We start from the raw sequence: 19,827 nt of genomic DNA on the forward strand, positions 1-19,827 counted from the left end.
ATTCCTGTGATCTGTCCTGTCATAACCTCGCAGGGACTAACCGATTGTTAAGGGCAATCGTCCAAACAGAGGATGCGCCGGGCAGAATGTCGGCGAGTCGGAGGTGAGCGTGCAGCAGATCGGAACTGTCTGGGCAAGTTTGGACAGGCGTAAACAAATCGTCGTTGCCGGTGCGGTTGTACTGGTGTTTCTCGGGATCCTCGGAATGTCGCGCCTTGCGACAGCGCCTTCGATGACCCTGCTTTACGCGGGTCTGGAAAGCGGGGCCGCCGGGGATATCGTGCGTGCGCTGGATCAGCGTGGCGTGGCCTACGAGATTCGGGGCGGATCAATTTACGTTTCGGGCGCACAGCGGGACGAGCTGCGGATGACTTTGGCCAGCGAAGGTCTGCCTGCCAACGGCACCAAGGGCTACGAACTGCTTGATTCTCTGAACGGTTTCGGCACCACTTCCCAGATGTTTGATGCCGCCTACTGGCGCGCGAAAGAGGGTGAACTGGCGCGTACAATCGTGGGCAGCCCGCATGTCAGCCAGGCCCGCGTTCATATCGCCAATGGCTCTGCCAATCCGTTTCAGCGCAGCGTCGCACCGACGGCTTCGGTCTATCTGGTGCCCTCGGGGGGCGAGATCACCGGCGATCAGGCCAAGGCTATCCGGTTTCTTGTCGCCTCGGCCGTTAGTGGTCTGTCGCCTGAAAGCGTGACTGTGATCGATTCGAACGGGTCCGTGATTGGCGGGCAGGACACCGCCGTGGCCGCTGACACGGCAGATGACAAGGCGCGGCAGCTGCGGGAACGGGTTCTGCGTCTGGTCGAAGCGCGTGTCGGTACGGGGAATGCGGTTGTCGAGGTCAGCGTCGATACCGTAACCAGGACGGAATCCCTGCGTGAGCGGCGCTTTGACCCCAAAAGCAGAGTGGCGATCAGCACAGATGTCGAGGAACGCTCTGACAGCGTGCGCAACCAGTCAGCTGATGTCACGGTGGCCTCAAACCTGCCCGACGGCGATGGCGCGGGGGGGGAGGAATCGAATTCGACCGGGACCCAGACACGCGAGCGGGTGAATTACGAGGTTTCCGAAACCGAGCTGGAGGTGCACACTGCCCCGGGTGCGATCAAACGCCTGACGGTTGCCGTTCTGGTTAACGGAACGCGGGCGGTGGATGCCTCGGGCGCTGAATCCTTCACGCCGCTGCCACAGACGGAACTCGACGCACTTGAGGAGCTGGTGGCCTCGGCTGTGGGATTTGACGCCGCGCGTGGGGACGTCATCACGCTGAAATCACTGGATTTACCGACGGTCGCGCCGCAAGGCACTCTGGTTTCCTCTTCGTTTTGGCAAAACATCCATCTGGACGCCATGTCACTGATCCAGATGGCCGCACTGGCGCTGGTGTCGCTTGTGCTGGCGTTGTTCGTGATCCGTCCAATCCTGATGAACCCCGCAATGGTCCCGGCGCTGTTGCCGGCTGCGGAGGGAGGGGCACCGGCCCCGTCGGTCCTGACCGGTGAAATTGCAGCCGACGGAACGGCAGAGTTCACGCCGCTGCCCCAACAAGGGGCCGTTCCCGCGCTTGGGGTCAGTGCCACCGGGGATCCGGTTGATCGGTTGCGCGCAATGATTGGCGACAAGCAGGAAGAAACGGTCGAGATCCTTCGCAGCTGGCTCGAAGAAGGTGAGGAGCGCGTGTGATGTCCATCGCTCATCTGCTTGAGGATTTCACCACCCGAACCAGCGCCGGAGCCGTTCTGTACCTGGACGAGGAAACGCTGGAAGAACAACGCCTTGCCGCGTTCGAAAGCGGGTACGGTGCCGGTTGGGAGGATGCCGCGCAGGCGCAGGAACAGAACCGCGACCGTGTTTCGGCCGAACTGGCGGGATCGCTCGAGGATATGTCCTTCACCTGTCACGAGGCGCTTACCCGGATGACATTGTCTCTGGAACCGATGTTCGAAAGCCTGGTTCAGACCGTATTGCCTGACATGGTCGAACGCGGGCTGGCCGCCCGGATCGTCGAACAGCTTTGCGAGATGGCGCGCGTCGAAATCGAACAACCGATGCAAATTATGGTGCCGGAAGGGTGCGCGCAAGCCGTGCAATCCCTGCTGCCGCGGACCCTGCACTCCGCACCGCGTGTCATCGAAGACCCTGGCCTGGCACCTGGACAGGCGCGATTACAGGTCGGCACAAGCCGGCGCGAGATTGATTGCGCGGCCCTGCTGTCGACCATTGCACAGGCATTTGAAGCATACGTCTTTGAGGCAAGAAAGGCTTTGTCCAATGAATGACACCCAGTTCCCGAAAACCGAAAAACCCAATCCTTTCGAAACGGTTCCGATTGAAGTGACCGTTTCGGTTGGCCGCGCCCGCCCGTTGATCCGGGATTTGCTGAACATGGGTGAGAACGCGGTGCTGACCCTGGACAAGCGGATCGAGGACCCGGTCGACCTGTATGTCGGGGATCAGCTGGTGGCACGCGGGGTGCTTGAGGAGATGGATGGCGATCAGGCGGGGCAACTGGCCGTGCGCCTGACCGAGATTGCAGATCTGCAAAACGGAATCGGCTGATGCGCTATGTGATCTGGCTGGGTCTGGCTGTGGTGGTGACCTTGCCGTCAATGGCGGCGGCTCAGGATGTGACCCTGTCGCTGGGCGAAGGCGGTTCGATCTCGGCCCGCACCATCCAGTTGATCCTGTTGATCACGGTGCTCAGCGTTGCTCCGGGTCTGGCGATCATGATCACCTGTTTCCCGTTTCTGATCACCGTGCTGTCGATCCTGCGGCAGGGCGTTGGCCTGCAGCAATCACCGCCGAATATGCTTTTGGTCAGTCTTGCGCTGTTTCTGACCTATTTCATCATGGACCCGGTGTTCACCGAGGCCTGGGCCGCGGGCATACGCCCGATGATGGAAGAAACCATGGCGGTTGAGCCCGCGCTGGAACGCGCGTTAGAGCCGTTTCGCGTCTTCATGGCCAACCGGCTGGATTCCGATACGTTTTACGCAATGGCGGCCCTGCGCCCCGGCGGTGACGCGATCGAACTGTCTGCGCAGGCCCCCTTATCGGTGTTGATGCCCTCTTTCATGCTGTCCGAGATCGCGCGTGCCTTTCAGATCGGGTTCCTGATCTTCCTGCCCTTTCTGATCATCGATCTTGTGGTTGCGGCGGTATTGATGTCGATGGGCATGATGATGGTGCCACCTGCCATCGTGTCACTGCCGTTCAAGCTGGCGTTTTTCGTGATCGCTGACGGGTGGGCTTTGATCGCAGGCGCGCTGGTGCGCAGCTACATGCCCTAGATTTGCCCAAGGGGACCCTCACGAAAAAGGGCCAGACAAGCCTGGCCCTTCAGAATTGCACAGAAAACGCGTTTTCCGGCGCTCATTTGCGCCGGAACCGGCTTAACCCGTCTTTTTCAGGTCCGTGATCAGCTGATTCAGGTTGCCTTTGCGGGCATCGAGCATAGCGCCAATCTCGGTGCGTTCGGTCAGCAACAGATTCACGCCTTCGATGAACATGTTGTAGAACTTGTCGCGGCCGGATTTGTCGGAAACAAGGAACGTCACATCGAACGGGGCTGATCCGCGCAGCTTGACCATTGTGCGAACCTCGAACCCGGCCTTGATTTTGCGGGCATTGCGCACATCGACCTCACCGCCGATGAATTCGCGAAAGCGGCGGCCGTATTTGCGCGAGATATAGCCCTGAAAGGCAGCGGTGAACTGTTTCAGCTGGGTCGGGCTGGCTGCGCGCGCGTCCGCACCCAGCGCATAGCGCGCCATGATCGGCACGTCGGCATACTGCGCGAAGATCTTTTCGAAATCGCGCAGCATCGCTTTTTCGGATTTACCCGACTCGATCACCCGGTTGATGTCGGAAACCACGCTGGTCACAAGCGCCTTGGCGGCGGCCTCGGTCTGGGCAAAGGCAGGTGCGGGCAGCACTGCCAGCGCCAGCCCGGCTGCGATAAAATGACGACGGTTCAACGCGTTATTCAGCATAGGGGTCCTCATAGGGGTCAAGATAGGGGTCCCTCACCGGGTCCGTTCCGGTTTCGGCATAGGGGTCAGAGTACAAGTCCAGATAGGCGTCTTCGTCATCTCTTGCCAGTTCGAAGCGGCGGTTTTGCAGATAGATCAGGCGGGCCTGCGCATAGCTGTCAGCACTTTCGTAAAGAATGGAATCGACAGTATCCGAGAACCGGCCCCGATCGCCCATGCGCCGCACGATCTCGGCGTAGACGCCAAGGTTATCGGCGGGGCGGGTCGGGCTGAAATTGATCGGGTTCGAGAACAGGTTGACCACAACCCCGATCGCATCCCTTTGGGTCGACGGGCCATAGAATGGCAGCTCGATATAAGCGCCTTCGCCAACCCCCCAGACATGCAGGGTCTCACCGAAATCCGTGTCCACCGGTGGCAGGTTCAGCTCATCAGCGGGCGAAGACAGGCCAAAGCCACCCACGGTCATGTTGATCACAAAGCGCAGCAGGGCGTTGCCCATCTGTTTCGGGTTGCCCTGAAGCAGGTAGTCAACAGCCTGACCGGGCAGCGAGATGTTTTCGGCAAAAGTGCTGAAACTGGTGACCATCGGGTCAGGAACGATTTTGACATAGCCTTTCGAGGCCGGCCGGAACAGAAACCGGTCAACACCCAGATTGAACTTGTGAATTCCCCGGTTCGCATTTTCATACGGATCAAACACGTCACTGCGCGAGGCACCCTCGGGCGGCGTCGTTGCGCAAGCGGACACAAGGGCCATGAGCGACAGTAAAACAAGGTGTTTCAGGCGAAATCTGCTCGACACGATCTTTGTCTCTCCTAAATGGCCCGGCACATGCGCCTGCCGGACATTCAATCAATAATCCACCAAAATCCACGTGCCGGGGCGGCACAAGTTGCAGTCACATAGTCGTTTCAGGTCTTAAATGAAACACCTTGCGTGTAACCTGTTCATCACGGTGGGGTAAAGTGACCGTCGATCAACAGTGAATTTTCAGTAAAGATACGCTCAGATCGCAGGAAGGCCGAAATTTGCCGGTTTCCGTCTTTCCCAATTCGTGCTTCCCGGTTAGCGTCCCGCAGAGTTGAATTTAGGGAAGGACCCTCGCAATGAGCATCGCTGCCAAACTGGAAAGCCTCGGTGTAACGCTGGAAGAAGCACCCGCGCCTGCGGCCAACTATGTGCCTTTCGTGCGTGTCGGCAATATCCTGTATGTATCCGGCCAGATCTCGAAGACTGATAAGCTGATCACCGGTAAACTAGGCGACGACTTGGATGTCGAAGCCGGGGCTGCGGCGGCACGTGTCTGCGCGATCAACCTGCTGGCACAGGTCAAGGCGGCTTGCGGCGGCGATATCGAAAAGCTGGTCCGCGTGATCAAACTGACCGGATTCGTGAACTCGACCGCTGAATTCACGGCACAGCCGCAGGTGATCAACGGCGCGTCCGATTTTCTGGTCGAGGTGCTGGGCGATGCCGGTCGCCATTCGCGTTCCGCCGTCAGCGCGGCGTCGCTTCCGCTGGGTGTTGCGGTCGAGATCGAAGGCATTTTCGAAATCGAATGACGCCGCCCCTACCAGATGTGTTTTTGCAGGCCCCGATTGCGCATCGGGCGCTGCATGACATTACCAAGAACCGCCCGGAAAATAGCCGGGCGGCCATTCGTGCCGCGATTGAAGCTGGCTACGGGATCGAGATCGATCTTCAACTGACATCGGACGACCAGGCAATGGTCTTTCACGATTATGACATGACCCGTCTGACCGGGCAGTCGGGGCCCATTCAGCAGGTCACGGCACTGGCTGCCTCTGGCACGCCGCTGTTGTATGGGGAAGAAGGCATTCCGACACTGGATGATGTGCTGGACATTGTCGCGGGCCGGGTGCCGTTGCTGATCGAATTAAAGGATCAGGACGGGGCGATGGGCACGAATGTGGGCGCGCTTGAACGCGACACGGTACGCGCGTTGCAGGGCTACAAAGGCCCGGTGGCCGTGATGTCCTTCAATCCCAACTCGGTCGCTGAACTGGCGCGGCTCGCCCCGCATCTGCCGCGCGGGATCACGACCTGCGCTTATGAACCCAGTGTCGAGCTTTTGCCGCAAAGCGTCTGCGATCACCTGCGCGATATCCCGGATTTCGACCGTGTCGGCGCCAGTTTCATCAGCCACGAAGCCGCGGACCTGTCGCGCCCCCGCGTGGCGGAACTCAAGGCGCGGGGCGTGCCGATCCTGTGTTGGACAATCCGGTCGCCCGAACAAGAGGCAGAAGCCCGCAAGGTTGCCGACAATGTGACCTTCGAAGGCTATTTGGCCGCGCATTCGACTTGAACCCCCTCCGTGCGGTCACAGATAAAGGACAGGCGCGGAGGACATATGGATCAGGCACAGATCGAGATTCAGGTACTGGGCGCTCTGTCGCAGATTCCAGCGGCAGAGTGGGATGCCTGCGCCTGCCCCGAAGCTGCCGATGGCGGGCGGCCGCTTGATCCCTTTACCACGCATCGCTTTTTGCTTGCGCTGGAGGACAGCGGCTCGGTCGGGCGGGGCACCGGCTGGCAGCCGCAATACCTAACCGCCTATCTTGACGGGATGCTGATCGCGGCGGCCCCGATGTATGCCAAATCGCACAGCCAGGGTGAATATATCTTCGATCACAGCTGGGCCCATGCCTATGAAAGCGCGGGCGGGCGGTATTACCCCAAGCTGCAAATCGCGGTGCCGTTCACCCCGGCAACCGGGCGGCGGTTTCTGGTGCGTCCGGGCTATGAACGGATCGGCATGTCGGCGCTGGTTCAGGGGGCGGTGCAGCTTGCAGCTGACAACCGGGTCTCGTCCCTTCACGCGACCTTCTGTACCGAAGACGAAGCCCTTGCTGGCGAACAGATGGGCCTGATGCTGCGCCGATCGCAGCAGTTTCACTGGCTGAACGATAACTATGCGGATTTCGACGACTTCCTGAGCGCGCTGTCGTCGCGCAAGCGCAAAACTATCCGGAAAGAACGCGCGCAGGCCTGTGGTTTTGGCGGTGAGATCCGCACTCTGACCGGTGACCAGCTGCGCCCCGAACACTGGGACGCGTTCTGGCGGTTCTACCAGGACACCGGATCGCGCAAATGGGGCTCACCCTATCTGACGCGGCAGTTCTTTGATATTGCACAGGACACGATGGCAGAAGACATGGCCCTTGTGCTGGCCGAACGGAATGGATTTCCCATTGCGGGTGCGCTGAACTTCATCGGCCGAGAAACCCTTTTTGGGCGCTATTGGGGCTGCATCGAACATCATCCCTGCCTGCATTTCGAACTGTGCTATTATAGGGCAATCGACTTTGCCATTGCCCAAGGTCTGGCCCGGGTCGAGGCAGGCGCACAGGGCGAACACAAGTTGGCGCGAGGGTACCTGCCAACACGCACGCATAGCTTGCATTGGGTGGGCGATCCGGGTTTAGCTGATGCGGTCAAGAAATATCTGGACGCCGAAGGCCACGCAGTGGAAGAAGAGATCGAGATTCTGACGGATTACGGCCCGTTCAGGAAATCGAACCCGGAGGAACAGCAATGACCGAACTCTTGTCGACCGAAACCCGTGGCCCGCTGCTGGATCCGCTGTTCAAAAACGGTTGGACCATGGTTGAAGGCCGCGATGCGATCACCAAGACTTTCATTTTCGACAATTTTGTCCATGCCTTCGGCTGGATGACACAGGTGGCAATCTGGGCCGAGAAGTGGAACCATCACCCCGAATGGTTCAATGTCTACCGCACGGTCGAGGTTGTCTTGTCGACCCATGATGTGGGCGGCCTGTCCTCGCTGGATGCCAAACTGGCCCGCAAGATGGACAGTCTGTGCTAGCGGTCGTTGCGGCCTGACCCTTCACCGCCAGCCAGCGATGCGGCAGTGCCCATCTGCCGGAACTCGGCAGGCGTGACAGTGCCGTCGCTGACGTCAATCGCCCTTGGAATACCCGTGGTCTTGTTTCCGATCTGGCGCACACTGCGCGCGGCCGGGTTGATATCCAGACACTTGGTTTCATAGCAGGTCAGGCCAGACAGGTTGATCTGAATGCGGGCCTGTCCGTCCGGGCCTGTCACCAACGGGGCCTGCGGCACGTCACAGGCCGCAACCAGCGCCAGCGCTGTCAAACCGAGCCATTTGTTCATCTCATGCTCCTGCCATTAATCAAGCTGACCATTCCCGTCCTGATCGGCAGACAGGAAATCCTCACCCATCTGGGTGTCAAATTCAGGTCTTGAGATTACGTTGTCGCCGTTTCGGTCAGCGTTGCGGAACAGTTTGATGTCCATGAACGGTTTGGCCTCGGCCTGACCCAGAGTGCCGTTCCTGTCTTCGTCCATCGTTTGAAAGGCGTAATCCGAGAAAGCATCGAACTCGTCTTTGGACAGGAACCCGTCATTGTTGGCGTCGATGGCCCTCAACTCGTTTTCGTGCAGCTCAGCCACGCTTTCGGCGTGACCCGAACCGGCCAAAGCCACCATGAATATCACCAGGCTTAACTGTTTCATATCGACCTCCTCAGCACGCGAATCTCTGACCTTCGATGCCGCCGGCGGCAGCGCCCGCCGCGGTCAGGATCGTCTTGCCCGATCCGCCACCAAACTGGTTGCCGATGGCGCCCCCGATCAGCGCCCCGCCCAACGTTCCGCCCAGACAGGCGATTTCGTGCTGGCGTGCGGCTTGCTGTTGCGGGGTTGGGGCCGGTCCGCAGGCCGCCAAAAGGGCCGCGCCGGACAGTAATAGGAAGAACGCGTTAAGTTTCATGAAAAAACTCCCCGTATGAATACGCCAAGTATTCGCGCTCTGGGGCGGTGCTTCAAGTTAAATTGGCGGCGAAAGGCCCCGGTCGGACCGGGGCCGATCAAAATCAGATCACATCCAGCAGGCCTTCTCCGGCGGAAATTTCGCAGGCGCCGGGGTTTTCTTCCATATTCAGCACCGTGACTTTGCCATCCTCGACCAGCATTGCATATCGCTTGGATCGCGCAAAAAGCCCCACGGGCGGCGCGTCGAAATCCATGCCGATGGCCTTGGTGAACTCTGCCGCCGCGTCCGATACCATGGTCAGCCCTGCCTCGGTCGCGCCCGTGGATTGCCCCCACGCCTGCATCACAAACGGATCATTGACCGAAAGGCACAGGATCTCGTCCACGCCCTTGGCGTCAAACTGTTTCTTTGTACGGATGAAACTGGGCACATGGGCGGTCGTGCAGGTGCCGGTATAGGCCCCCGGCACGGCAAAGATCACCACTTTGCGGCCTTTGGTCTTGTCTGAAATCCGCACCTCTTCCGGCCCGTTCGCACCCATCTGGATCAGCGTTGCTTCGGGCAGGGTATCTCCTGTTGAAATCATTATTCAGCTCCTGTCGTTTGGATTTGCAGAATTGGGCTTAGCCGCAATATAGGTGGTCTGAACACGGTGACCACTTGAAAACTGCGGGGTAGGCAAAGCATGAGCCATATTGTCGTGATCGGCGCGGGGCAGGCAGGCGCGTCTTTGGTGGCCCGTCTGCGTAAGGACGGGTTTGAGGGTGAAATCACTCTGATCGGGGCCGAGCCGCATCTGCCTTATCAGCGCCCGCCCCTGTCCAAAGCCTATCTGCTGGGCGAGATGGAGCTTGAGCGTCTGTTCCTGCGGCCTGAAAGTTTTTATACGGAAAACAACATCACCCTGCGTCTGGGTCAGCGCGTCACCGGTATCGACCCCAAGGCCAAAACGGTCACGCTGGGGGATGAGGTTATCTCTTACGACGAACTGGCGCTGACCACCGGATCGGACCCGCGCCGCCTGCCTGCCGCGATTGGTGGCGATCTGGACGGTGTGCATGTGGTGCGCGATCTGGCCCATATCGACGAGATGGAGCCCAAAGTGACCGAAGGCGCCCGCGCGCTGATCGTGGGCGGCGGGTATATCGGGCTCGAAGCTGCCGCTGTCTGCGCCAAGCGCGGCGTCAAGGTCACTCTGATTGAAATGGCCGACCGTATCCTGCAACGGGTCGCAGCGCCCGAGACCAGCGATTATTTCCGCGCGTTGCACAGTGCATACGGCGCTGACATCCGCGAGGGTGTCGGGCTGGATCGTCTGATCGGCGAAAACGGCAAGGTCACCGGCGCGGTTCTGACCGACGGCACAAAGTTGGACGTTGATTTTGTAGTGGTTGGCGTCGGCATTGCACCCGCGACCCAGCTGGCCGAGATGGCCGGGCTGGAACTGGATAACGGCATCAGGACCGACGCCCATGGCCGCACGTCCGACCCGTCGATCTGGGCGGCTGGCGATTGCGCCTCTTTTCCGCATGGCGAAGGCCGCATCCGTCTGGAAAGCGTCCCCAACGCCATTGATCAGGCCGAGATCGTGGCCCAGAACATGCTGGGCGCGGCCAAGGATTATGTGGCAACCCCGTGGTTCTGGTCGGATCAATACGACGTCAAGCTTCAGATCGCGGGCCTGAACACCGGATATGACCGCGTGGTGACGCGGCAGGGCGAAGGGCAGACCGTATCCTTCTGGTATTACAACGGTGACAAGCTGATTGCGGTCGACGCGATGAACGATCCGCGCGCCTATATGGTTGGCAAGCGCCTGATCGAGATGGGAAAAACGGCAGACCCGGCCGTCGTGGCTGACCCGGATGCAGACCTTAAACCGCTGCTCAAGGCATGAGGATCATCGCCGGAGAGTTCCGCGGTCGCGCCCTGACCCCCATCGGCAAGGGCGATGCGGGCGCACATCTGCGCCCGACCACCGACCGGGTGCGCGAAAGCCTGTTCAACGTGCTGGTCCATCAGATCGATTTCGACGGCCTGCGCGTGTTGGACCTGTTTGCTGGCACCGGGGCGCTCGGGCTCGAAGCACTGTCACGCGGCGCGGCGCATGTCACCTTCGTCGATGACGGGCGCGTGGCGCAGGGTTTGATCCGCAAGAATATCGACCTGACCCGCAGTGCCGGGCGCACCGACCTGATCCGCCGGGATGCAACCCGGTTGGGCGAAAATCCGGGCGCACCCTACGATCTGATCTTTCTGGACCCGCCCTATGGCAAGGCCATGGGTCAGAAAGCCATTGCCGCGCTGTCCAATGGCTGGATCGCGGATGATGCGCTGCTGGTTTGGGAAGAAAACTCACGGATGCAGGCTCCGGCCGGGTTCACGTTGCACGAAAGCCGCAAATATGGCGACACGTATATTTCATTGATGCGGAACGGTGATCAAAGTGCATGATCTGGTCATTTTCGATTGCGATGGCGTTCTGGTCGACAGCGAGGTGATCTCGAACCAGGTGCTGGCGGACAATCTGGCGGGCTATGGCCTGCACCTGACCTTGCCCGAATGCATGTCCCTGTTTGTGGGCGGAACCATGGTCGGGGTGCGCGACAAGGCGCGTGGAATGGGCGCTGATCTGCCCGAAGACTGGATTGATCAGGTCTATGCCGAAACCTACGACCGCCTGCGCGCCGGTGTGCCTTTGGTGCCGGGTGTCGAGGACCTGCTTGCGGCGCTGGATCAGCGGGGCATCCCCTGTTGCGTGGCCTCAAACGGCAGCCCGGACAAGATGCAGATCACGCTGGGCCAGAATGGGCTTTGGGACCGGTTCAAAGATGTGATGTTCTCGGCCCATGTGCTTGGCACCGGCAAGCCTGATCCAAAGATGTTCCAACTGGCGGCCGAGAATTTTGGCGCACAGGCCCCGGTGGTCATCGAAGACAGCCACAATGGCGTTACAGCCGCAATCCGGGCCAATATGCGCTGTCTGGCCTACGCGCCGCATGGCGGTGGTGACAGGCTGGCCGATCTTGGGGCCGAGGTGATCACGGATATGTCACAGGCGCACCCGCTGTTGGGACTCTGACCCCCAACTGTGCTAGGGTGCAGCCATGGATCATGCTCTGACACCCTTTGTCTGGACAGTCTCCCGCGACGCCGAGGTCATGGCGAAACCTGACCCCAAGCCCCTGCGCGCGCCGGTGTTCATCCACGATGCGGTTACCCCTTGGGGGGCTGAGACGATGCTGCTGAAACTCCTGCGCGAACAGGCCGCCGATCAGGACGAATAGGTCGGGTGAAATTTGCCGCCCGGTGACAGGGTAAAGATATCGACCCCATCCGCCGTTACGCCCACCGAATGCTCGAACTGTGCCGACAGCGACTTGTCGCGGGTCACGGCGGTCCAGTCATCGGCCAGTGTCTTGGTTTCGGGGCGGCCCAGATTGACCATCGGCTCGATGGTAAAGAACATGCCTTCCTCAAGAACCGCGCCTGTGCCGGGGCGGCCATAATGCAGCACATTCGGCGGCGCGTGGAACACGCGGCCCAGACCGTGCCCGCAAAAGTCGCGAACAACACTCATCCGGTGCGCTTCGACATAGGCCTGAATGGCATGGCCGATATCGCCGAACGTGTTGCCCGGTTTGACCATCTCGATGCCCTTGAACAGCGCGTCATGGGTTACCTGGATCAGACGCTCGGCCTTGCGCGGCAGTTTGCCCGCCACATACATGCGCGAGGTGTCACCGAACCAGCCATCCACGATGACGGTCACATCGATGTTCAGGATATCGCCATCCTTCAGCTTCTTGTCACCGGGAATGCCGTGGCAGACCACATGGTTCACACTGATGCAGCTGGCGTGCTCGTACCCCTTGTAGCCGATCGTGGCCGAGGTCGCGCCCGCATCCTCGACCATCTGAGTGATCAGCCCGTCAAGCGCACCCGTGGTCTGACCGGGAAAGACATGCGCGGCGATATCATCCAATATCCGCGCCGCCAGAGCGCCCGCCGCGTGCATCCCGGCAAAATCACCCTGTTCATAGATGCGGATACCGTCCTTGGTCAGGCGGCCACGATGCTCTTTCATCGACGCAAAGCTCCAAATGTTACGCGCGGCACTTCTTTTACGCTGCTTGTGCAGAAAGTACCAGAGGGCGCAGTGTATCAGGCGGCACATGGGGCAGAACCACGAGAGTTCAAGAACTTGAACTGCAGTTAGGTTTCAAATCCGGTTTGACCCATCGACCATTGCGTTGACGCATAACGGTTTGGTGTTTGTTCAGTTTACACAGCAAATTTCACAGACAGCCTCTGCCCTGTTATTGTTGCGATGAACTCCAACAACTAAGGAGCGCACTGAAGTGCCACGACAGCTCCCGCACGAGACAGACAAGAAGTATTTGGTTTTTGCCGGAACTGGCACGGATCTGATCTTTAACCACGGCATAGATTTGCCGGGATTTGCCTCATTTCCATTGCTAGAGAACCCAGAAACCCGTTCTGTCCTTGCAGGTCAGATGCACGCGCTTGTTCAGTTGGCGGGCGAGATGGAGGTGGGTTGCATACTTGATGCACCGACTTGGATGGCCAATGCTGATCGGGCTGCTCCTCTGGGTTACGACGCTGAACAACTGGATGAAATAAACCGGGATGCTGTCGCGTTAATGGAAGACGTGCGTCAGAGCGCTGGTCGAGATGACGTTTTGGTTTCTGCTTGCGTCGGCCCACGCCACGATCCCTATGCGGACGTTCCGGCCATGTCGATCGATGATGCCCGTCAGTATCACAGTGCGCAGCTTGCCGTTTTGAAACAAACCAGTGTCGACTTGGTGACAGCTTATACGTTCAACAGACCTAGCGAAGCAGCGGGCTGCATTCTGGCTGCGCAGGATTTTGGACTACCGATAGTGATGTCATTGGTTGTTGAAACCGACGGGTGTCTGGCTGATGGAACAAAGCTTGTAGACGCGCTGGATCAAATCGATGTCGCCACGGATGCGGCTGCGCAGTTCTTCATGGTCAATTGTGCCCATCCGACCCACTTTTCCGATGCGCTAAATCGCCATCCAAGACTAAGAGGCGTTGTCGCAAACGCATCAAGTTGCTCTCATGCGGAACTGGATGAGGCCGAGGAATTAGACGAAGGTGACCCCCATGTGCTTGGGCAAGAGATTGCGGACGTCGTGCATAACAACCCGTCAATTTCAGTGATAGGAGGGTGCTGCGGTACAGATATGAGGCATTTGAAACTCATGGCACAAGCGGTTGCTGCGTCTTAGACGCGCGCCAAACAGTCTCAATCAGTGCTCCTTAGTCAATCGCGCGCATTTTGGGCTACGTCAGCAGGCCAGGGTCATGCTGGTTGATTACTGGAAAGGTACTGACGTCAACCCAAACCCCATCCGGCGAAATCCGCGTCCCGCAAATCATCCGCTCTACCCCCATCGCCTGTGCCGCCTCAAAGGCCGCTGCATAGACCGGGTCGATATCCGCGGCCAGCGCGAACCGGTTGCAATCGGTGCGTTGCACCAGGTACAGCATGATCGCCCGGTGCCCCTGCGCTGCCGTCTGTGCCAGCTCGCCCAGATGTTTGGTGCCGCGGGCGGTGACGCTGTCGGGGAACTCGGCCAGACCGGGCTGGCGGGACAGCGTCACGCTTTTGACCTCGATATAGGCATCTGGCAGGCCGGGGCCGCTCAGCAGGAAATCGATACGGCTGTTTTGCCCGTATTTCACCTCGGGCCGGACGGTGTCATAAGCGGCCAGCTCGGGGATCTCGCGCGCCTCAAGCGCTGCCCGCAGGGCGCGGTTCGGGACGGAAGTATCGACCCCGGTGAAATGCCCGTTTTCGTGATCCACCAGCCGCCAGCCGAATTTCAGCTTTTTCTTCGGGTCGTCATTGGGCTCAAGCCAGATCAACTGGCCCGGTTCGGCCAGCCCCATCATGGATCCCGGATTGGCGCAATGGGCAGTCACTTCGTGCCCGTCTTCCAAACGGCAATCGGCCAGAAAGCGTTTGTAGCGACGGATCAGGCGGGCGGGGACAAGAGGGGTTCCAAAACGCATGTCTCACGGCCTATACCTGCCCCTGAAGACGATCAAGAGGAGTCCGCGCCATGGCCAATCCAACCGCAGCAATGCTGGTGATCGGGGATGAAATCCTGTCGGGCCGCACCCGCGATGCAAACATGCATTATCTGGCGCAGGAGCTGGCAAAACACGGCATCGATCTGAAAGAGGTCCGCATCGTCAGCGATGACGCCCCCGCCATCGAAGCGGCGGTCAAAGCGCTGTCTGACAGCCACGACACCGTCTTTACCAGCGGCGGCATCGGCCCGACCCATGACGATATTACCGCCGATTGCATTGCGCGCGCCTTTGACACCCCGATTGACATTCGCGACGACGCGTGCGCGCTGTTGCAGGCGCATTACGACAAATCCGGGCTGGAACTGAACGCTGCCCGCCTGCGCATGGCGCGTATCCCGGATGGCGCGACATTGATCGACAATCCGGTCTCGACGGCGCCGGGTTTCACCCTGAAGAACGTGCATGTGATGGCCGGGGTACCGCTGGTGTTTCAGGCCATGGTCGCCAGCGTCCTGCCCACACTGACCGGTGGCAGCCCCTTGTTGTCGCAAACCCTGCGCGTGGACCGGGGCGAAGGCGATATCGCCGCAAACCTGTCCGCGCTGGCCGAGGATTTCAGCGATCTGTCCATCGGTTGCTATCCGTTTCAGATCAACGGGGCCTTCGGGGCCAACGTGGTGGTGCGCGGCACCGATGGCAGTCGGATTGACGCGGCCATGACCCGTCTGGCGAAAGAGCTTGCGCTTTGAGCGGCGACTGGGCGGACATCGTCGACGGCACATGGCCTGCCGCGCGGTATCGCAGGCTGGGGCCGTTTCAGCTGCGCGAAGGGCAGGGCGGCGGCTCGCGTGTTTCTGCAGCCAATGCGCTGGCCCCGGCCAGTGATGCAGATATCGACGCGGCCGAGGCCGCGATGCAGGCCATGGGGCAGAAATCCATCTTCTGCCTGCGCCCGGGGGATGAGGCGCTGGATGCAAAGCTGGCGCAACGGGGATATGACATCCTTGATCCGGTCAACATCTATACGTGCCCCGTCTCTCACCTCACCGATCAGCCGATCCCTCCGGTCATGGTGTTTTCGGTCTGGGAGCCGCTTGAAATCATGCGCGAAATCTGGGCGGCTGGTGGGATCGGGCCCGAACGTCTGGCGGTGATGGAGCGCGCGAAGGGTCCCAAAACCGGTCTGCTGCTGCGCCACAACGACCAACCCAGCGGGGCAGCCTTCGTGGCGATGCATGGCGATGTCGCGATGCTGCATGCGCTTGAAATCCTGCCCGCGCACCGCCGTCAGGGGCTGGGTCAGTGGACCATGCGCGCCGCGGCGATTTGGGCAGGTGACAACGGTGCTCAAACCTTCACTGTGATCTGCACCAAGGCCAATGAAGGTGCCAACGGTCTCTATTGCGCCCTCGGGATGGAGATCGCCAGTGAATACCATTACCGTCACCTTGTCTGAACAAAAGGGGTCGCCATGACACAGAAAGACATGCCCACCGCGCTGAACCTGCCCATGGTCGATCCACTGCCGCCGGAAACGCAGAAGTATTTCGATATCTGTGTCGAAAAGCTGGGCATGGTGCCGAATGTGCTAAAGGCAAACGCCTTCGATATCGACAAGCTGAACACGTTCACGGCGATGTATAATGATCTGATGCTGGCCAACAGCGGCCTGTCCAAGCTGGAGCGCGAGATGATTGCCGTGGTCGTATCGTCGATCAACAAGTGCTTCTACTGTCTGGTGGCACACGGCGCGGCGGTCCGGCAGCTTTCGGGCAACCCGCAACTGGGCGAGATGCTGGTGATGAACTACCGTGTTGCCCCGATCGAGCCCCGGCAGCGCGCAATGCTGGACTTTGCCGCCAAAATGACAACCGCCAGCGCCGAGATCGAAGAGCCCGACCGCCAGCGTCTGCGCGACGCAGGCTTTTCCGACCGCGATATCTGGGACATTGCCAATATCGCCGGGTTCTTCAACATGTCCAACCGGGTGGCCAGTGCCACGGCAATGGTGCCCAACCCCGAGTATCACGCGCAGTTTCGATGATCCGATCAGCCGCCCTCATTGCCACGCTGCTGGCGGGGCCGGTTCTGGCGCAGGACCTGACCCTGCCAGCCAGCGCCCGCCAGATCAGCGACCGTACCTCGCCGCTGGACAGCTATGACCTGCCAACGGGGCCTTATGCGAATGGCGCGGTGCCTGCTGACACCCTCGAAGGCCGGGTTGAACGCTACACGTGGCGGCTTCAGGCGGGCTCAAGCACAACCCTTCAGCTTCTGACGCCGCTGCGCGACCAGATCGAGGCGCAGGGCTACAAGATTCTGTTCGAATGTGATGCCCGCGCCTGTGGCGGCTTCGATTTCCGCTTTGGCACCGAGGTCGTTCCGACCCCGGACATGTATGTCGCCATTCAGGATTACCGTTTCCTGTCGGCCACCAAGGGGGCTGTTGCCCTCAGCCTGCTGGTCAGCCGCAACCCTCCGGACGGGTATGTCCAGATGATCCGCGTCACACCCCAGAATGCACCGGACCCTGTTCCGGTCGTGATCGAACAGGCAGTCGAAGGGTCGGGCGGGCTGCTTGAGGCGCTGGCAACATCGGGTCACGTGATACTGGACGATCTGCATTTCCCAACCGGTGAGGTTGCGTTGGACGAGGGGACATACGCCTCTCTGACCCTGCTGGCCGGGTATCTGGCCGAAAACCCCAAGATGCGCCTGGCGCTGGTGGGGCATACCGATGACACCGGCGCGTTGCAGGCCAATATCGCGGTCAGCAAAAGCCGGGCCGAGTCGGTCCGCACCCGTCTGATTGATGCGCATGGCGTGGCCGCTGACCGGATCGAGGCGCAGGGCGTCGGCTATCTGTCCCCGCTTACCTCGAACGCAACCCCCGAAGGGCGCGAGCTGAACCGCCGGGTCGAGGCGGTCTTGCTCGTCAACTGACCCACCACAGGTAGAGCGGCAGTCCGACCGTGATGTTGAACGGAAACGACACACCCAGCGACAGGGTCAGATAAATCCCGGCCTCGGCCTTCGGTAGTGCAATTTTCATAGCGGCCGGAACTGCGATATAAGACGCCGAGGCCGACAGCACCATGAACAGGAACAGGCTGCCTTGCGGCAATCCGATCACCGCACCAACGGCCCAGGCCATCAGCGCGCCGATCAGGGGCATCAATACGCCAAATGCGAACAGGCCAACTGAAAGTTTGTCGCGATTGCTGATCAGGCTGCGCCCCGCCGAAAGCCCCATATCCAGCAGGAACAAGCACAGGATGCCAGTGAAGGGCGTAACGATGAAAGGCGCGATCATCTGCATACCTTCACCCCCGGTAATGGCCCCGATCAGGAACGCCCCGGTCAACAGCACAATCGATCCATTGGCCAGTAGATCACGCCACAGCTTGTCATCCTTGACGCCATTGCCGCCGGTCTTGTGCGCCAGCCACAGCGCCGACAGAATGGCCGGCACCTCCATCGCTGCCGCAACCGCCACCATGAACCCGTCATGGGTCAATCCCACCAGATCCAGCAGGCTGGTGGCGGTGACAAAGGTGACAATCGAAATCGAGCCGTAATGCCCTGCGACCGCCGCTGCATTTAACGCATCCAGCCGTGTCATAACCCTCAGCAGGGCAAAGGCCACGAAGGGGATGGTAAAGGACAGGGCCACGCCGCCCAGCAGGGTCAGGAACAGTTGCAGGTGGATGCCATGCGCGGCAAGGCTGGCACCGCCTTTGAACCCGATGGCCAGCAGCAGGTAAAGCGACATGAACTTGGCCGCGCCCGCCGGGATAGACAAATCGCTGCGCACAAAAGCGGCCAGAAGCCCTAGGGCAAAAAACAATATGGTGGGCACCAGCAGGTTGCTGGACAGCGTCTCGATCACTCCGGGCATACTTGTCTCCTGATCCCTCGTTTCAGGGCTAGGTGCCTTGCAAAATTGATTTCGCCAAATACTATCTTTATAAGTTTAATATAGTTTCAGGCTATGAAATGCGTCCAACCCTGCGCCAATTGGAATACATCGTCACGGTCAGCCGCCTCGGGCGGTTCAGTTTGGCCGCCGAGGTGCTGAATGTCAGTCAACCCAGCCTGTCGGCGCAAATTGCAACCGTAGAACAAGAGCTTGGCGTTCGGATCTTTGACCGCAACCGTGGTGGAATTCAGGTGACCACAAAGGGGGAAGAGTTCATCTCGCGCGCGCAAAAGATCCTTGCCGAGGTCAAGGACCTGCGCCACGCCATGACCAACGATATGCCTGTCGGAGGAAGGTTGCGACTGGGCGTTTTGCCTTCGATCGGGCCGTACCTGCTGCCGCAAGCCATCAAAGAGGTGCACCGCCTGCGCCCCGGATTACGCATTGTCGTGCGCGAGGAAAACACCCGCGATCTGGAACAGGGCCTGAAATCCGGTCGGTTTGACCTGATCCTGTCAACGCCCGAGGATCACCCCAATAGCGTTCAGCACCGCTTGTTCAACGAACCCCTCTGGGTTGCGGTGGCCGTTGACGACGTTCTGGCGCAGGACCCACAGGGCGTCAGAGCGGCCGACTTGCAGAACCGGCTGTTCCTGACCCTTGACCAAAGCCACCGCCTGTCGCGCATCGTCTATGCGCTGGCAGCCGAATGCGGTGGCGTGGTTTCGGATGAATATGAAGGCACAACGCTTGATTCCATTGTCTTGATGGCGGCCTCGGGGGTTGGGGTTGCGGTACTGCCGGATCTGTTTGCCCGCAGACAGGGCATTTACCGCGACGAAGTACGGCTGCGCCCGCTGTCCATTCCCAATGCCAATCGCGATATCGCATTGCTGGCGCGCAATGCCGAAACGCCGCCGCCGGGCCAGAACGTATTGATGGAAAGCCTACGCTCTTCCGCGCGATCCATCGGCCTGACGGTGATCGGTTCATAAAAATAGGCCCGCACTTTGACATGCGGGCCAAAGGTTGG

The 19,827-nt window shown here is 60.0% G+C and carries 27 protein-coding genes; 18 read left to right on the plus strand and 9 right to left on the minus strand.

Annotation, left to right across the window (positions count from 1 at the left end; translation table 11 throughout):
• Positions 1–109 precede the first annotated feature (109 nt).
• The 4 genes from fliF to fliP are packed head-to-tail and all read left to right on the plus strand — an operon-like array spanning position 110 to position 3,300.
• A complete protein-coding gene (gene fliF, locus ACR0J7_RS08055; protein WP_480913815.1) occupies positions 110–1,693 on the plus strand; it encodes a flagellar basal-body MS-ring/collar protein FliF in 1,584 nt (527 codons plus the stop codon).
• On the plus strand, positions 1,693–2,289 hold the full coding sequence (locus tag ACR0J7_RS08060; RefSeq protein ID WP_480913817.1) for a FliH/SctL family protein: 597 nt from the start codon (positions 1,693–1,695) through the stop codon (positions 2,287–2,289). The genes fliF and ACR0J7_RS08060 overlap by 1 nt, the downstream gene beginning before the upstream one ends.
• Positions 2,282–2,569, plus strand: a complete 288-nt coding sequence (locus ACR0J7_RS08065) for a FliM/FliN family flagellar motor switch protein (protein ID WP_209598452.1) — start codon at positions 2,282–2,284, stop codon at positions 2,567–2,569. The genes ACR0J7_RS08060 and ACR0J7_RS08065 overlap by 8 nt, the downstream gene beginning before the upstream one ends.
• Positions 2,569–3,300 carry a flagellar type III secretion system pore protein FliP gene (gene fliP, locus ACR0J7_RS08070; RefSeq protein ID WP_480913819.1) on the plus strand — a complete coding sequence of 244 codons (732 nt, stop codon included), beginning with the start codon at positions 2,569–2,571 and terminating at the stop codon, positions 3,298–3,300. Before ACR0J7_RS08065 ends, fliP begins: the two co-directional genes overlap by 1 nt.
• Before the next feature lie 102 nt (positions 3,301–3,402).
• Here the strand turns inward: fliP and ACR0J7_RS08075 are convergent, their stop codons facing one another.
• Both ACR0J7_RS08075 and ACR0J7_RS08080 read right to left on the minus strand, forming a co-directional pair.
• A complete protein-coding gene (locus ACR0J7_RS08075; RefSeq protein WP_480913821.1) occupies positions 3,403–4,002 on the minus strand; it encodes an MlaC/ttg2D family ABC transporter substrate-binding protein in 600 nt (199 codons plus the stop codon).
• The gene (locus ACR0J7_RS08080; protein ID WP_209505277.1) at positions 3,992–4,762 is read right to left on the minus strand and encodes an MlaA family lipoprotein; all 771 of its coding nucleotides are present in this window, start codon (positions 4,760–4,762) and stop codon (positions 3,992–3,994) included. The genes ACR0J7_RS08075 and ACR0J7_RS08080 overlap by 11 nt, the downstream gene beginning before the upstream one ends.
• A 350-nt stretch (positions 4,763–5,112) precedes the next feature.
• Between ACR0J7_RS08080 and ACR0J7_RS08085 the strand changes: the two genes are divergently transcribed.
• The 4 genes from ACR0J7_RS08085 to ACR0J7_RS08100 are packed head-to-tail and all read left to right on the plus strand — an operon-like array spanning position 5,113 to position 7,855.
• A complete protein-coding gene (locus tag ACR0J7_RS08085) occupies positions 5,113–5,568 on the plus strand; it encodes a RidA family protein (protein WP_480898573.1) in 456 nt (151 codons plus the stop codon).
• Positions 5,565–6,332, plus strand: a complete 768-nt coding sequence (locus ACR0J7_RS08090; protein WP_480898571.1) for a glycerophosphodiester phosphodiesterase family protein — start codon at positions 5,565–5,567, stop codon at positions 6,330–6,332. The genes ACR0J7_RS08085 and ACR0J7_RS08090 overlap by 4 nt, the downstream gene beginning before the upstream one ends.
• A 45-nt stretch (positions 6,333–6,377) precedes the next feature.
• Complete coding sequence (locus tag ACR0J7_RS08095; protein WP_480909871.1) at positions 6,378–7,565, plus strand: GNAT family N-acetyltransferase; 1,188 nt, start codon at positions 6,378–6,380, stop codon at positions 7,563–7,565.
• Positions 7,562–7,855, plus strand: a complete 294-nt coding sequence (locus tag ACR0J7_RS08100; protein ID WP_209505128.1) for a 4a-hydroxytetrahydrobiopterin dehydratase — start codon at positions 7,562–7,564, stop codon at positions 7,853–7,855. Before ACR0J7_RS08095 ends, ACR0J7_RS08100 begins: the two co-directional genes overlap by 4 nt.
• Here the strand turns inward: ACR0J7_RS08100 and ACR0J7_RS08105 are convergent.
• The 4 genes from ACR0J7_RS08105 to ACR0J7_RS08120 all read right to left on the minus strand — a co-directional run bounded on the left by ACR0J7_RS08105 (position 7,852) and on the right by ACR0J7_RS08120 (position 9,371).
• Positions 7,852–8,163 (minus strand): hypothetical protein, encoded by a 312-nt coding sequence (locus ACR0J7_RS08105; RefSeq protein WP_480538291.1) that lies wholly within the window; start codon positions 8,161–8,163, stop codon positions 7,852–7,854. The two genes, ACR0J7_RS08100 and ACR0J7_RS08105, sit on opposite strands and share 4 nt — an antisense overlap.
• A gap of 15 nt (positions 8,164–8,178) precedes the next feature.
• Complete coding sequence (locus ACR0J7_RS08110) at positions 8,179–8,526, minus strand: EF-hand domain-containing protein (RefSeq protein ID WP_267364627.1); 348 nt, start codon at positions 8,524–8,526, stop codon at positions 8,179–8,181.
• Positions 8,527–8,536: 10 nt separating this feature from the next.
• On the minus strand, positions 8,537–8,782 hold the full coding sequence (locus ACR0J7_RS08115) for a glycine zipper 2TM domain-containing protein (protein ID WP_480773090.1): 246 nt from the start codon (positions 8,780–8,782) through the stop codon (positions 8,537–8,539).
• Positions 8,783–8,885: 103 nt separating this feature from the next.
• Positions 8,886–9,371 carry a peroxiredoxin gene (locus tag ACR0J7_RS08120; RefSeq protein ID WP_209598443.1) on the minus strand — a complete coding sequence of 162 codons (486 nt, stop codon included), beginning with the start codon at positions 9,369–9,371 and terminating at the stop codon, positions 8,886–8,888.
• 99 nt (positions 9,372–9,470) lie between these two features.
• Here ACR0J7_RS08120 and ACR0J7_RS08125 point away from each other — a divergent pair, with 99 nt between their 5' ends.
• From ACR0J7_RS08125 to ACR0J7_RS08140, 4 genes are read left to right on the plus strand one after another with little or no spacing between them, the layout of a single operon-like run.
• The gene (locus tag ACR0J7_RS08125) at positions 9,471–10,682 is read left to right on the plus strand and encodes an NAD(P)/FAD-dependent oxidoreductase (protein WP_480773091.1); all 1,212 of its coding nucleotides are present in this window, start codon (positions 9,471–9,473) and stop codon (positions 10,680–10,682) included.
• Positions 10,679–11,239, plus strand: a complete 561-nt coding sequence (rsmD, locus tag ACR0J7_RS08130; RefSeq protein ID WP_480773092.1) for a 16S rRNA (guanine(966)-N(2))-methyltransferase RsmD — start codon at positions 10,679–10,681, stop codon at positions 11,237–11,239. The genes ACR0J7_RS08125 and rsmD overlap by 4 nt, the downstream gene beginning before the upstream one ends.
• Positions 11,232–11,867 carry an HAD family hydrolase gene (locus ACR0J7_RS08135; protein WP_480773115.1) on the plus strand — a complete coding sequence of 212 codons (636 nt, stop codon included), beginning with the start codon at positions 11,232–11,234 and terminating at the stop codon, positions 11,865–11,867. Before rsmD ends, ACR0J7_RS08135 begins: the two co-directional genes overlap by 8 nt.
• Positions 11,868–11,892: 25 nt before the next feature.
• Complete coding sequence (locus ACR0J7_RS08140) at positions 11,893–12,072, plus strand: hypothetical protein (RefSeq protein ID WP_267364635.1); 180 nt, start codon at positions 11,893–11,895, stop codon at positions 12,070–12,072.
• Here ACR0J7_RS08140 and map read toward each other — a convergent pair.
• Positions 12,060–12,872: a type I methionyl aminopeptidase gene (map, locus tag ACR0J7_RS08145; RefSeq protein WP_480773093.1), complete on the minus strand. Its 813-nt coding sequence runs from the start codon at positions 12,870–12,872 to the stop codon at positions 12,060–12,062. The genes ACR0J7_RS08140 and map overlap by 13 nt on opposite strands.
• 274 nt (positions 12,873–13,146) lie before the next feature.
• On the opposite strand from map, the gene ACR0J7_RS08150 reads away from it, so the two are divergent.
• Positions 13,147–14,064, plus strand: a complete 918-nt coding sequence (locus ACR0J7_RS08150; RefSeq protein WP_480898557.1) for a homocysteine S-methyltransferase family protein — start codon at positions 13,147–13,149, stop codon at positions 14,062–14,064.
• A gap of 55 nt (positions 14,065–14,119) precedes the next feature.
• On the opposite strand, the gene sfsA is transcribed toward ACR0J7_RS08150, so the two are convergent.
• Positions 14,120–14,851 (minus strand): DNA/RNA nuclease SfsA, encoded by a 732-nt coding sequence (gene sfsA, locus ACR0J7_RS08155; RefSeq protein WP_480898556.1) that lies wholly within the window; start codon positions 14,849–14,851, stop codon positions 14,120–14,122.
• A gap of 50 nt (positions 14,852–14,901) precedes the next feature.
• On the opposite strand from sfsA, the gene ACR0J7_RS08160 reads away from it, so the two are divergent.
• From ACR0J7_RS08160 to ACR0J7_RS08175, 4 genes are read left to right on the plus strand one after another with little or no spacing between them, the layout of a single operon-like run.
• Positions 14,902–15,624: a competence/damage-inducible protein A gene (locus ACR0J7_RS08160; protein WP_480487056.1), complete on the plus strand. Its 723-nt coding sequence runs from the start codon at positions 14,902–14,904 to the stop codon at positions 15,622–15,624.
• Positions 15,621–16,331, plus strand: a complete 711-nt coding sequence (locus ACR0J7_RS08165; protein WP_480898553.1) for a GNAT family N-acetyltransferase — start codon at positions 15,621–15,623, stop codon at positions 16,329–16,331. Before ACR0J7_RS08160 ends, ACR0J7_RS08165 begins: the two co-directional genes overlap by 4 nt.
• Before the next feature lie 15 nt (positions 16,332–16,346).
• Positions 16,347–16,919 (plus strand): peroxidase-related enzyme, encoded by a 573-nt coding sequence (locus ACR0J7_RS08170; protein ID WP_480913824.1) that lies wholly within the window; start codon positions 16,347–16,349, stop codon positions 16,917–16,919.
• Positions 16,916–17,818 carry an OmpA family protein gene (locus ACR0J7_RS08175; RefSeq protein ID WP_480547228.1) on the plus strand — a complete coding sequence of 301 codons (903 nt, stop codon included), beginning with the start codon at positions 16,916–16,918 and terminating at the stop codon, positions 17,816–17,818. Before ACR0J7_RS08170 ends, ACR0J7_RS08175 begins: the two co-directional genes overlap by 4 nt.
• On the opposite strand, the gene ACR0J7_RS08180 is transcribed toward ACR0J7_RS08175, so the two are convergent.
• Complete coding sequence (locus ACR0J7_RS08180) at positions 17,811–18,773, minus strand: sodium-dependent bicarbonate transport family permease (protein ID WP_480506523.1); 963 nt, start codon at positions 18,771–18,773, stop codon at positions 17,811–17,813. The two genes, ACR0J7_RS08175 and ACR0J7_RS08180, sit on opposite strands and share 8 nt — an antisense overlap.
• Before the next feature lie 98 nt (positions 18,774–18,871).
• Between ACR0J7_RS08180 and ACR0J7_RS08185 the strand changes: the two genes are divergently transcribed.
• Positions 18,872–19,789: a LysR family transcriptional regulator gene (locus tag ACR0J7_RS08185; protein ID WP_480913827.1), complete on the plus strand. Its 918-nt coding sequence runs from the start codon at positions 18,872–18,874 to the stop codon at positions 19,787–19,789.
• The last annotated feature ends 38 nt before the right edge of the window (positions 19,790–19,827 follow it).

It is taken from the genome of Ruegeria sp. O4, from assembly GCF_056535125.1.